Source organism: Chryseobacterium angstadtii, assembly GCF_001045465.1.
GTDB classification, from domain to species: domain Bacteria; phylum Bacteroidota; class Bacteroidia; order Flavobacteriales; family Weeksellaceae; genus Chryseobacterium; species Chryseobacterium angstadtii.
On sequence record NZ_LFND01000003.1, the window covers coordinates 445,949 to 460,712 of the forward strand.

Consider the following 14,764-nt stretch of genomic DNA (forward strand, 5'->3'; position numbering starts at 1 on the left):
GCATATTCAATGGTGCAAAGCAATTTTTAATATTCAATATTATGATGAGAAAATACTTTACCTATATTTTGCTTTTTGGATTTCCATTGTTTGGATGCCAGAACAGACCGGCTGAAAAATCCGATTATCAGAAAAACTGGACTTTATTGGAACAGGAAAATGAATCGATTGCTTTTGATGCCGATATCAAATTATCTGATGCTGAAAAGGTATTGGATGAACAATTATTTCAGCTGAGAAAACAATTCCTTACCGAGACCAATAAGCAGAAAATACCTTTGTTTAATCGTTCTTTTAATGAAATAAAACCATTGATAGAAGGAAATAAACTCTTTGAAATATTTCAGTCGATGCCCAAAGGCGGCCTGCTGCATACCCACAGCGGAGGCATAACGGATGTAAAGTGGATTATTGCAACAGCCAGAAAGTATAAAGAATGTTATGTGTATGATGGGACAGACAATGACCAGTTTATTTTCGGACAGCTGGCGTTTTTTGAAGAAGGGAAGGAGGCAAAAGGATTTGTGAGCCTTAACAAAAAGCTTCTTTCAGATCCCGGTTTTGAAAAAAAGCTGGCAGATCTTCTCATCCTGAAACGGGACAACCTGTGTACCTATACTGATTACTGGATTGAATTCGAGAAACGTTTTAAACGAATCAGTCTATTGCTGCCTTACCGTCCTTTTTTTAAGGAATATTATACGAAAGGCTTCCAGGATTTGGTGAAAAATAATGTACAGCATGTTGAAATCAGGTTTATTTTTGATGAACTCTATGATTTTCAGCATGGAAAATATCCATTGAAAACCTCAATTACAGATTTGCAGGAGGTGGTTAAAGAAATCAGGAAATTAAACCCGCAGTTCAGTTTAAAATTAATTTATTCAAGTTTTAAATTTCTAGATTCGAAGAGTATTGAAAAACAGCTTGAAATAGCTTTTGAACTCAAAAAAGAGTTTCCGGATACGATTTCCGGATTTGACCTTGTTGCGGATGAGGCTGCCGGAAACAGCGTGTATTCTTTCAGGGAAAATTGGATGAAACTGGATGAACTCAGCAAAAAGTATGGGGTAAAGATGCCCCTTTTTCTTCATGCCGGGGAAAGCAATTCTGTATTTAACAAAAATATTCTGGATATCTCATCATTGGACAACCCAAGAATCGGACACGGTCTGAATCTGATTTATTTTCCAAAAACAATGGAGCTGATCAGAAAACAAAATAAATTGGTTGAAGTAAGCCCGATCAGTAACCAGATTCTAGGTTACGTGAGCGATCTGCGGAACCACCCTGCAAGAGTCTTGCTCAGCAACGGAATCCAGTGTTCCATTAACAGCGATGACCCGAGTGTGTACGGATATGAAGGTCTCGGCTATGATTTTTGGGTAGCATTTGTTGCCTGGGAACTTGATGTAAAGGCACTGAAGAAACTGGTTTTTAATTCCATCAGCTATTCTTCCCTGAATGAAAGTGAAAAGAAGAAGGCATTGCTTTATCTGGACCGGCAATGGAATGATTTTGTTCAGAAAATGAATGGGAAACTCAAATAATGAATTGGACGGTAGTTTTATGAGACTTATCGTACCGTGCAGATTATAAAACAAAAAGAGGCTTACAACAGCCTCTTTTTTTGTATCCGAATGATTACTTTTAAAGGATTTATTTTTTTGGTTTCAAAGAAAGATTATCTATGTAAACGGCCTGATGTATGCCGTTCAGCAAAACTTTCAGACCCAGATGAGTATCTTTTTTTAAAGCAATTGTGAATACTCTTTTATCGCCGGTGATCTTTGAGGGTTTGGCTATTGAAGTATATGATTTTGTATCGGATGCATTGCCTATTGAGAACAGTTCCAGGGAGGTTTCTCCTCCGTTATCTGAAATATCAAACGCAAGTGTATAGGTCCCGCTTTTAATTTTTGGAGTCACTAAATACATGCTTTCTCCGGGGCTGAACATGGAATAAAATATAATTCTTTTGTCTTTGGCGTAAAGCATTGCTTTTCCTTCCTGAGCGGTCCAGCATTTGTTCATCTCTTTCCACGTATCAAAATTTTCTGTGATGGCGGATACGGTGTTGCATTGTGCCTGGGTTAGCAGGAAGCCTCCTAAAGTCACAATTCCTGAAAATATAATTTTTTTCATATATTATCTATACATTATCACGTAAAAGTAGTTAAAAAAGGTTACATCAGAAAGCGGTTTTTTAGTAATTGGGCTGAATTTCAGACTTTCTTACGATTTATATTATATACTTTGGAAAGGTTTGTTGGAGGGAATTTCTTAAACTCTGTTTTATTCAGGATGCATTCTGAAAAATTGACTGCGAATGAGGTTTTGTTCTTTTTCCGATTTCTCAAAAATACCTATTGTTTCTTATTTGAATCGTAAATGGTACAATCAGGATTTTGTTCTATAAATTACTTGTATTGATTAAAAATATAAGTCAGAAAATAAAAATATTTTTTTGTTATTATTCAAGAATTTCAGTCTTGAATATCGTCACAATTCTTATTGTCATTGATTTTTTAATTAGTAAATAATTCCATTTTTCATGAATGGTAATAATTTGCCGTTTGTTTCAGTGTTGATCACATGATTTGGAGTCTGCTATTTTATAATACGAAACAGATTTCGGATTTTATTTCATAAATAAAAACGGGCATTGAAATATAAAGTGATCTTTAAATTTGAGTTATGTTTTTGCTGTTGTGAAATTTTTTTTAACAGTTTTTAAGACTTAAAAAAATCTTTTTTTATCATTCTGTGGTGAATATTAAAAAAAATATTTATAACTTTTGTTGAAAATTAAATTTATATTGTTTTGATATTCATATGTTTATATATGTTTATATCTAATATTAACAATTTTTTTTATACGAAATATCATTTCGGAGTGAATTTTTTTTATTTTAGCACCAGAAAACTAAGGATAAAAAAACACAACCAGAAACTCTTAATAAGCTAAAATGCTCTTTTAAGTATTCTTTTCTCCTTTTTTTAAAATTTTAACTTTTTCGCACTTAATGTGAATTAGGTGGCGGAGCTATCAATAACCATTTTGAAAATCTATGAGCTTTACTCAGGAGAGGTATGTCAGCTATACCAAGTACCGTTTTGAACAGAAAATTAAACCCAAACCTACCGGAAGTAAGTTTGATATTTCTATTGCAAAAGTGATTATTAAGGGAATATATCCCAAAAAAGGAATCGGAAATCTTCTACTCAATTCATCTGTACTTGTTTATTTATCGGCTGTCATATGTTATTTAAAGATTTTGAAAGTTTATAGACCCGATACAATTCTGAAAGTCAACACTCAACAAAAAACAAGTTGTAAGAATAGATTTCTTACAGCGTAGTCGAATCACTGAAGTATACCCCTTATCACATTTAAAATATGCTAAATACATCCTCTTTATCTAATATTTTTTGGCTAAATAAGACAAAAAACAAAGAAGCTATTGTTTTATCTGAAAAGGAGACAGAATATTTGGAAATACAGATCTCCAGAGATCAATTGGATCGTTTTCTGAGAATTTCCAGGGATAATTCTTTATCCAAATTAGCCATTGTTTCCTCTGTTTTTTCTTTCTTGCTTGATAGGTATTTTGATCATTATCAGAATGTTATCAAAATTTATCCAAGTGAGCTTATCCCATTGAATAACAGTGTATTAGTTGAGGTTCAGCATGAAAAGGAAATTACTTTTAAAGACCAGCTAAAGAGCTTTGCGAACGAAATTAAAGAGGTGGTTTCCCATTCAGATTATGATCCGTCCCATCTTGATTTGACCGCCTATTCAGGCTTTTCTATTCAGCTGGGGCAGAAATTTGAATCTGTACAGGATGATATCTCCCTTTTTTATAACGAATCGGATGATACTGTTGTTTTAGCTGTTTATTACAAAGCTGCTTATCCGGGATATGTTATGGAAAGCCTGCTGAACAGTTTTATTCATATCCTGTCTGATTATGACAGACTGTTGGACACAAACGTTGCTGATTATGCTCTTTTGACTGAACAGGAAACAGCAGGGATTCTTAATCGTTTTAATACCGTAACGGACTATCCTTCAGATAAAACCATTGTAGATTTGTTTGAATCACAGGCTCGTGAGAATCCTGATGCACTGGCTGTAGCCTATGGAGATATAGCGTTAAGTTATGCCGATTTAAACAGAGAATCCAATCGCTTAGCTCATTATCTTAAAGATCGATATACTATTCAGGCCGATGATTTGATCTGTATACAGCTGCCACGCAGTGAAAAGATGATCATCTCTATTTTGGGAATATTAAAATCAGGAGGAGCTTATGTTCCGGTTGATATTGATTATCCTAAAGAAAGAGTAGATTATATTCTGGCCGATACCCGCGCCAAAGTGAATATAGATGCAGCATTCTTAGCTGAATTTGACGAATTAAAAAATGAATACCCAGTAAAAAATCCGGAATCTGATATCAGACCCGATCATTTAGCCTATGTAATTTATACGTCAGGAACTACCGGAAAACCTAAAGGGGTAATGATTGAACATCAAAATGTATTTCATTCTACCATCAACAGGATTCATTTCTATGCGATTGAAAGCATGCTGCTGGTTCCTTCTTTTTCTTTTGACTCTTCAGTGGCGGTGATTTTCGGTACTTTATGCAGCGGTGGAAGATTGTTTATAGAAAGCAGTATTCATGTAAAAGATGTAGAGTACATTTCCTATCAGATTATACGGCATAAAATCCAGGGATTATTGTGCGTACCTAATTACTATTCCAGTTTACTTCCTTATCTGAGTGAAAACATATTGGGAAAAAATACATTGCAGCATGTAATTGTAGCCGGAGAAGAATTAAGTAAAAGCTTAGTAATCAACCATCAGAAATACAGTGACGCCGTACTGTATAACGAATACGGTCCTACAGAATGCGCAGTATGGTCATCCGTTTCCATTGTGAATGATCCTGATGTACATATTGGAAAATCAATTGCCAATACACAGATTTATATTTTAGACGAATACGGTCATGTAGTCCCTGTAGGAGTAAGCGGTGAGTTGTATATCGCAGGTTCCGGTTTAGCCCGTGGTTACTTAAACAGAGAGGATCTTACCGCAGAAAAATTTGTAGACAATCCTTTTGCAGAAGGCACCAAAATGTACCGCACGGGAGACCTGGGAAGATGGCTGCCGGACGGTAATATCGAATACCTGGGAAGAATAGACCACCAAGTTAAAATCCGTGGACACCGTATTGAATTAGGGGAAATTGACAGTCAGGTACTTTCTTACAGCGATACCATCAAATCCGCTGTTACAGAAGTCAAAGAACATAATGGCGACAAGAACCTTGTTGTATATTTTGTAAGCGATTCTGCCATAGACAAACAGGAACTGGCTTATTATTTAGAAACCAAGCTTCCCCAATACATGCTTCCAGGTTTTTATGTAGCATTGGATAGTATTCCTTTAACCAGCAACGGAAAAATAGACAGAACGAAACTCCCTGCAGTAGGTTCAGAGGATCTGATCAAAACCGAATACGTAGCCGCAGAAACTGCCGCCGAAAAAGCATTGGTAGATGTTTGCGAACAGGTCTTAAAACATAGTCCTATCAGCATCCGCGACAACTATTATAATCTAGGAGGAGACTCTATCAAATCTATTCAGATTGTATCCAGACTTCGTCAGCGCGGGTATACCCTTAAAGTAGAGCATATCTTACAATATCCTGTATTAGAAGAACTTTCCCGCTATATCACCACTGATGTTGTATCGATAGATCAGTCTGTGGTTACAGGAGCCAGTGTTCTTACTCCTATCCAGAGATACTTCTTTGAAAGTGAAGAAATGGCGGACAAGAATTATTATAACCAGTCCGTTATTTTAAAAAGTACAGAAAGACTTTCCGCTTCTGTATTGGAGTCTTCAATCCAGACTTTAGTGGCTCATCACGATGCATTAAGGATGGAATATCAGGAAAATGATGGAGTCTGGAGCCAGTATAATGCAGGAGCAGAAGGAAATCATTACCGATTTGAATCCTTTGACATAAGAAATGAAGGTTCCGTTCAAAATGAATCAGCTGCCTTACAAAAAATAGGAGAGACCCTTCAAAGCACCATAAACATTGGATCAGGAGTTTTATTCCATATCGCTCATGTTTCGATGAGTGATGGTGACCGTATTATTTTAGTGATTCACCATTTGGTTGTAGATGGTGTTTCATGGAGAATTTTGCTGGAAGATTTAGAGCATTTATATCAATCCGGAATTAAAGAAGAGTCTTATTCTCTTCCATCCAAAACAGATGCTTTCCAAAGTTGGGGAGCGGCATTGGAAGAATATAGCAATAGCGCTTCCCTTTCCAAAGAACGTTCCTACTGGGAAGCCGTGGAAGCAGAAGCTTATCCTGCTATTCCAACCGATTATCCTTTATCGGGAAATCATATTTTAGATCATAAGGTAAGCTTTACCTTCAATAAAGAACAGACCCGTCTGCTTCAAACCCAGGCAGGGAAAAAATACAATGCGGAAATCAATGATGTTCTGTTAGCAGGTTTAGCCTTATCGTTACAGGACCATTTTGGTATTCGCAAGACCAAAGTTTTGATGGAAGGGCATGGCCGTGAGGTGATGAATACCGGTTTGGATATCAGCCGTACCGTAGGCTGGTTTACCAGTGTGTATCCTTTCTCATTAGATATCAGTGCCGATCATCAGCCTGCATTGGTGAGTGTAAAAGAAGGTTTAAGAAGAATTCCTCATAAAGGCATCAGTTACGGTGTTTTGAACTACATGAGGGAAGCATTTTCTTCAGTGAATAAACCTTCCGTTCAGTTCAATTATCTTGGAGATTTTGATGCGGCTGTAGACCATTCATTATTCCAATACAGCTCCGAGGATATCGGACTTTCTGTATCTGAAGCCAATTTGGGAACCGATAGGGTATTGGATATTTCCGGAATGGTAGTGAATGGGGAAATGAGTCTTACTTTCCGTTACTCCGTTCAAGTATTTAAAGAGGATAATATTCAGAAGCTGGCAGAGATTTATCAGGCTCATTTAGAACAAATGATCGTTGAGGATGAAGCATCAGAAGTGATTTTAACTCCATCCGATCTTACCTACAGCGGTTTGTCTTTCAATACGCTTGCTGAGATTAATAAAGGAGATACCATAGAAGATATTTATGAGCTTTCCCCGATGCAGCAAGGTTTGTATTATCATTGGCTGGCAGCTCCGAAAGGTTCCGCTTATTTTATGCAGACTTCCTACAGAGTCAAATCCGAAAAACTAGATTTATCAAAAGTAGAGGAGGCGTTCAATATTCTTGTTAACCGCTACACTATTCTTCGTACTTCATTTGAAAGCCGATATGAAGGGCTGCTGCTTCAGTTTGTGCATAAGAAAGCCCATATAGATTTCAAACATTTAATAGTAGAATCCGATTTAGAACTAGATCATATAAAACAGGAAGATATCGCCCGTGGTTTTGATCTGGCTGCTCCGACTCAGATGCGTCTTACGGTCATAACGCTTCCTGGCGGAGCGTATGAATTTATCTGGAGTCATCATCATATTATTATGGATGGATGGTGTTTAGGTATTCTGATCAATGATTTTTCTACTATTTTAAATTCTTTAGAACAAAAATTAGAAATCCATTTACCGGAATCAAAAAAATATTCCACCTATATTAAGTGGCTGGAAGGAGTAGATAAAGAAGAAGCGACAGCCTATTGGGGCGATTATCTGAAAGGGATTACTTCACCTACAGCAATACCTTTTAAAAAACATACACCAGAAGCGGAATCTCTTTTCACATCTGAAAAAATAAAGATAGAAAATGCAGAGTTTAAAAATATTAACAGCTTCTGCCAGAGTCTAGGAATTACTCAAAATACCTATATAAAAGCAGTATGGTCCTACTTATTAAGTTCTTACAACAGATCGGAAGAAGTAGTATTTGGGTCTGTAGTGTCGGGAAGACCGGCAGAGCTGGAAGGAATAGAGAATATGGTGGGATTGTTTATCAATACGATTCCCGTATGCGTAAAAGTAGATGAAAATGAAACCCCTCGCAGCCTTCTGAATAAGCTCCATCTGGATTCCATCCAAAGTACAGGCAGTCATTTTAGCAGCTTAGCAGAGATACAGTCTTTATCTTCATTAGGCAAAGAGCTTATTAATCATATCCTTGTTTTCGAGAATTATGTGAAAAATGAGGAAGGAAATGCAGAATTTTTAGGGACTGTAGATGTTTTTGAACAGGCGAATTATGACTTTACGGTTGTAGCTGTTCCGGGTCAGGATTCTTTAGATATAGAATTCCGTTATGATGCACCAGTTTTTTACCCATCTTCTATCACTTCTTTAATCTCTCATTTTAAACACATACTTCATCAGTTTGTCAGCGTACCTGATCTGCCTTTAAGACAGTTAGATTACATAAGTACCGAAGAAAAATCCGTTTTATCTTTATTTGGCAATGAAGGAACTCATCACTCTGTAGATAAGACCATTGTCGATTTATTTGAGGAGCAGGTCCATCAAACTCCGGATCATACAGCCGTGGTTTATGAAGAGAGTAAGCTTACCTATACAGAGTTAAATGAAGAGTCCAACAGACTGGCTCATTACCTTAGAGAACAGTACAATATAGAATCAGAAGACCTTATCTGTATTCAGCTGCCCCGCAGCGAGAAAATACTCATTGCTGTTCTGGGAATTTTAAAATCAGGAGGAGCCTATGTTCCTGTTGATACAGACTATCCGGAAGAAAGAAAGGAATACATCTTAAAGGATACACAGTGCAAAGTGGTTATAGACGAGCCATTTCTATTAGAATTTGAGGCTTTAAAAGGAAATTATTCTGTAGATAACCCTGCTTTTACCGTAAAACCTGAAAATCTGGCCTATATCATTTACACTTCGGGAACTACCGGAAATCCAAAAGGAGCCATGATAGAGCATAAAAATGTGGTTCGCTTACTATTTAACGATGATGTTCTGTATAACTTTAACAGTCATGATTCTTGGACGCTCTTCCATTCCTATAATTTTGATTTTTCAATATGGGAGTGCTATGGAGCTCTTCTTTTCGGAGGAACCCTTCATGTGATATCTAAGCAGCGGGCCCAGGATCCGGGATCTTTCTTACATTATATTATTGAGAATAAAATCACAGTACTGAATCAGACACCTGCCGCATTCTACAATCTGGCAGAATATGATAAACTGTTTAATAAAAAGGAACTGTCCCTGCGATACATCATATTTGGAGGAGAAGTGCTAAATCCGGTTATGCTCAAAGACTGGCAGAGTAAATATCCTTCTGTAATAATGATGAATGGATATGGCCCTACAGAAACCACGGTTTTTGCGAGCAAATTTAAGATAACGAACGATAGCCTTTCAGCATCCGCGACACTTCCTATCGGGAAACCTATTTCCGATACTTATATCTACATTTTAGATTCCAATGAAAATTTAGTTCCGATTGGAGTAAGCGGCGAGTTGTATATTTCAGGTTCCGGTTTAGCCCGAGGCTATTTAAACAGAGCAGACCTTACTGCCGAAAAATTTGTAGACAATCCTTTCGTGGCAGGGGCAAAAATGTACCGCACCGGAGATTTGGGAAGATGGCTTCCCGATGGTAACATCGAGTACTTAGGAAGAATCGATCACCAGGTTAAAATCCGTGGTCACCGTATTGAGTTAGGCGAGATCGACAGCCAGGTGCTTTCCTACAGCGATACCATCAAATCCGCCGTTACAGAAGTTAAAGAACATGATGGCGACAAGAACCTTGTCGTGTACTATGTAAGCGATTCTGCTATAGACAAACAGGAGCTGGCCTACTATTTAGAGACCAAACTTCCTCAGTACATGCTTCCCGGCTTTTATGTACAGCTGGATGCTATTCCTTTAACCAGCAATGGAAAAGTAGATCGTCGCGCCTTACCTGAAGTAAGCTCCGAAGATCTTATTAAAACCGAATATGTATCCGCAGAAACTTTAGAAGAAAAAGCCCTTGTAGACATTTGCGAACAGGTTTTGAAGCACAGCCCTATCAGCCTTCGCGACAACTATTATAACTTAGGCGGCGACTCCATCAAATCCATCCAGATTGTATCCAGATTACGCCAACGCGGGTATAACTTAAAAGTAGAACACATCTTACAATATCCCGTATTAGAAGAGCTTTCCCGCTATATCACCACCGATGTCATATCCATAGACCAGTCCGTGATTACCGGTTCCGCTGTTCTTACCCCCATTCAGAGATACTTCTTTGAAAGTGAAGATATTGTCAATAAAAACCATTACAACCAATCCGTTCTACTCAAGAGTACCGAAAGACTTTCCGGTTCCGTGCTGGAATCCTCCATCCGTTCCTTAGTGCTTCATCACGATGCATTAAGAATGGAGTACCGTGAAAATGATGGATTCTGGAGCCAGTACAACGCAGGCACAGAAGAAAAACACTATCACTTCGAATATTTTGATGTAAGAAACAGTGCCAACGAATCAGAAGAACAATTACGTTTACAGGAGATAGGAGAACGTCTTCAAAGCACCATAAACATAGAATCAGGAATTTTATTCCATGTCGGTCATGTTTCCATGAGTGATGGTGATAGGATTATTTTAGTCATTCACCATTTGGTTGTAGATGGCGTTTCCTGGAGAATCCTGCTGGAAGATCTGGGTCATCTCTATGAGTCAGGAACCAAAGGTCTCTCTTATGAATTACCATCCAAAACAGACTCCTTCCAAAGCTGGGGAACCGCATTGGAAAACTACAGCAGCAGTTCCGCTTTATCCAAAGAACTTTCTTACTGGAAAGCAATAGAAGCTGAAGTTTATCCTGCGATTCCTACCGATTATCCAGTCACTGAAAAGCATGTTTTCGATAAGAGTATAGGCTTTACCTTAAATAAAGAACTTACCCAATTATTACAGACCCGTGCCGGAAAACAGTACAGTGCCGAGATCAACGATGTTCTGTTAACAGGATTAGCCCTGTCATTACAGGACCATTTCGGCCTTCACAAGACCAAAGTTTTAATGGAAGGTCACGGAAGAGAAGTGATGAACACCGGATTGGATATCAGCCGTACTGTAGGCTGGTTTACCAGTGTGTACCCATTCTCGTTAGACATCAGTAATAGCAGCCAGCCAGCATTGGTGAGCGTAAAAGAAGGCTTACGAAACATTCCTCATAAAGGTATCGGGTATGGTATTCTGAAATACCTCGATCAGGGACTTTCCTCGGCATGTTCTCCATCCGTTCAGTTCAATTACCTTGGCGATTTTGATGACCTGGCAGGCGATTCATTATTGCGATACAGTTCAGAAAATATCGGCCACCCGGTATCAGAAGACAACCAGAAAACCCATATTATCCTGGATGTTTCCGGAATGACCGTTAATGGCGAGATGACCATTAATATCCGTTACTCTGAAAAAGTATTTAAAGAAGAAACCGTTCAGAAGCTGATCAATATATATCAGTCTCATTTAGAACAGATGATTGCTGAAGATAAAGAATCAGAAGTTATTTTAACCCCTTCCGATCTTACCTACAGCAGATTATCTTTTAATACCCTTCAGGAGATCAATAAAGATCACAATATAGAAGATATTTACGAGCTTTCCCCGATGCAGCAGGGCTTGTACTACCATTGGCTCGTAGATCCGCAAGGCTCCGCTTATTTTATGCAGACCTCCTACAGAGTCAAGTCCGATAACCTTGATTTGTCCAAAGTAGAGAAAGCCTTTAGCAAACTGCTGAACCGTTACACCATCCTTCGAACCTCCTTTGATAACCGTTACGGAGAAGTTCCGCTTCAGATCGTACATCAGAAAGCCAATGTAGATTTTAAACATCTCATCTTAGAATCCGACTTAGAATTAGACAATATCAAACAGGGCGACATAGAGCGCGGCTTCCATTTGAGTGAACCTACGCAGATGAGACTTCTTATCGTAGAATTACCCGATAACGCCTATGAATTTATCTGGAGCCACCATCATATTATCATGGATGGCTGGTGTTTAAGTATCCTGATTCATGATTTTTCCGCTATTCTGAACTCCCTTCAGCAGGGACTCTCATTGAATTTACCAGAACCTCAGAAATACGCGTCCTACATCAAATGGTTAGAAGAAGTAGATCAGGAAGCAGCATTGGAATACTGGAAGAATTACTTACAAGGCATCAACACTCCAACGTTGATCCCTTTTGAGAAGCAGGATCAGGACAAAGCTTCCCATTATCTTGCAGAAACCCTGGTTATTGATCAGAGTGGTTTTCAGGAGATTGATACCTTCTGCCAGTATTTAGGCATCACCCTGAATACCTACGTTCAGGCCGTATGGTCTTATTTGCTGAGCTCTTATAACAGATCGGAAGAAGTAGTTTTCGGTGCTGTAGTATCCGGAAGACCTGCTGATCTTGAAGGCGTTGAAAACATGGTGGGCTTGTTTATCAATACCATTCCTGTACGGGTAAGTGTGGAGAGAGACGAGACGCCGAGAAGTCTGTTGAAGAAACTGCATCGTGATTCTATTCAGAGTATCGGGTATCATTTTACAGGTTTATCAGAAATACAGCCTTTGACTTCATTAGGCAAAGAACTGATTAATAATGTTATTGTTTTTGAAAACTATGCCAAACAGGGAGGCAATGAAGAGAATTCATCAATCACGGGATTAGCCGGTCAGAATGTGGATGTTTTTGAAGAGACCAATTATGCGTTTACGATAGTGGCCATTCCGGATCAAGGTTCTTTAAAAATAGATTTCCGATATGATTCATCCGTTTTTGATCCGTCTTCCATTCTGTCTTTGGTTTCGCATTTTAAACACATCCTCCATCAGTTCGTGGGTGCTTCTGATGTACCTTTAAGTGAATTGGACTATGTAGGAGCCGGAGAAAAAGCAGCTTTAGACTCGTTCAGCAATACGGGAACAGGTTACGAAGTAGATAAAACCATTGTCGGTTTATTTGAAGAACAGGTTTTAAGAACTCCGGATCATACTGCTGTGGTCTATGAAGATGTAACGCTGAGCTATTCAGCATTGAATTCAGAATCCAATCAGCTGGCTCATTATTTAAGTGAAAAGTATGCGATTCAGGGAGATGATCTTATTTGTATCCGGTTACCACGTAGTGAGAAGATGCTGGTTTCTATTCTGGGTGTTTTAAAATCCGGCGGTGCTTATGTTCCGATAGACACAGATTATCCACAGGAAAGAATAGATTTTATTCTGAATGATACCCAGTGTAAGGTAACCATAGATGAAGCATTTCTATTGGAGTTTGAAGCTTTAAAAGGAAGTTATCCTACAACAAATCCTGAATTCATCATAAAACCGGACCATCTGGCCTATATTATTTATACTTCCGGAACTACGGGAACTCCAAAAGGAGTGATGATAGAGCATAAAAATGTAGTCCGTTTGTTGTTCAATGATGATCCTGTGTTTGAGTTTAGCAGCAATGATTCCTGGACGTTATTCCATTCCTATAATTTTGATTTTTCGGTATGGGAGTGTTATGGAGCCCTTCTTTTCGGAGGCAGTCTTCATGTGATATCCAGACAGCTGGCTCAGGATCCGGGAGCGTTCTTACATTATATCGTCGATAATAAAATTACGGTACTGAACCAGACGCCGGCAGCTTTTTATAATTTGTCGAAATACAGTCACCAGCTTAATCCATTGAATAAAGAGGAGCTGTCCTTACGCTATATTATTTTTGGAGGGGAAGTACTGAACCCGGTAATGCTCAGAGACTGGCAGATCAGATATCCGGGCATAAAAATGGTGAATATGTATGGTCCTACAGAAACCACTGTCTTTGCAAGTAAATTTAAGATAGAACGTGAACATGTTTTGGAATCTGCCGTTCTTCCGATTGGTAAGCCTGTTTATGACACCCCGGTTTATATTTTGGACGAATATGGGCACCTGGTACCTGTAGGGATTGCAGGAGAACTGCATATCGCCGGAGCAGGCCTGGCCAGAGGCTATCTGAACCGTGCGGAATTAACAGCTGAAAAATTTATAGACAATCCTTTTATGAAAGGTACAAAGATGTATCGTACAGGAGACTTAGGGAAATGGCTGCCTGACGGTAATATAGAGTATTTAGGAAGAGCCGATCATCAGGTGAAAATCCGCGGACACCGAATAGAGCTTGGAGAGATCGACAGCCAGGTGCTTTCTTACAGCGAAAAGATCAAGGCGGTGGTGACGGAAGTTAAAGAACATGAAGGAGATAAAAGTCTGGTAGTATACTATGTGAGTGATTCAACGGTTGAAAAACAGGAATTGGCGCAGTATTTAGAGGCTAAGCTTCCACAATATATGGTTCCAAGCTTCTATGTGGAACTGGACCATATTCCATTGACCCATAACGGAAAAATTGACAGGGAACAACTTCCTGAAATATCTTCATCCGATTTAATAAAGAAGGAATATGTAGCACCAACAACAGACCTGGAAAAACAGCTTGTTGAAATTTGGGAAGAAATATTAGGAATCGGTAACATAGGAATTACGGATAACTTCTTTGAATTAGGAGGTAACAGCATGAATGTTATCAGAATAATTGGTGAAATACAAAATAAAATGGGTAAACTGATCAATGTAGGAGCTTTTCTGGAAGCACCAACGATCACTGAATTGGTATTGGTGATCAATACTTTAGGTGGCGAAGAGAAAAAAGTTTTCAAAACCATTATTTAACAAAAAAAG

General features: G+C 38.5%; 3 protein-coding genes. 2 read left to right on the plus strand and 1 reads right to left on the minus strand.

The genetic code is table 11. From position 1 onward, the window contains the following. Nucleotides 1-41 precede the first annotated feature (41 nt). On the plus strand, nucleotides 42-1,550 hold the full coding sequence (locus ACM46_RS10140) for an amidohydrolase family protein (protein ID WP_048506531.1): 1,509 nt from the start codon (nucleotides 42-44) through the stop codon (nucleotides 1,548-1,550). A 109-nt stretch (nucleotides 1,551-1,659) separates the two neighbouring features. On the opposite strand, the gene ACM46_RS10145 is transcribed toward ACM46_RS10140, so the two are convergent. Then, nucleotides 1,660-2,145: a hypothetical protein gene (locus ACM46_RS10145; RefSeq protein ID WP_048506532.1), complete on the minus strand. Its 486-nt coding sequence runs from the start codon at nucleotides 2,143-2,145 to the stop codon at nucleotides 1,660-1,662. 1,255 nt (nucleotides 2,146-3,400) lie between these two features. On the opposite strand from ACM46_RS10145, the gene ACM46_RS10155 reads away from it, so the two are divergent. After that, nucleotides 3,401-14,755 (plus strand): non-ribosomal peptide synthetase, encoded by an 11,355-nt coding sequence (locus ACM46_RS10155; protein ID WP_048506534.1) that lies wholly within the window; start codon nucleotides 3,401-3,403, stop codon nucleotides 14,753-14,755. Nucleotides 14,756-14,764: the final 9 nt, after the last annotated feature.

Bases quoted from the DNA above. Each gene is read 5' to 3' on its own strand.
- ACM46_RS10145 (WP_048506532.1), bottom strand. From the start codon at position 2,145: ATGAAAAAAATTATATTTTCAGGAATTGTGACTTTAGGAGGCTTCCTG.
- ACM46_RS10155 (WP_048506534.1), top strand. From the start codon at position 3,401: ATGCTAAATACATCCTCTTTATCTAATATTTTTTGGCTAAATAAGACA.
- ACM46_RS10140 (WP_048506531.1), top strand. From the start codon at position 42: ATGATGAGAAAATACTTTACCTATATTTTGCTTTTTGGATTTCCATTG.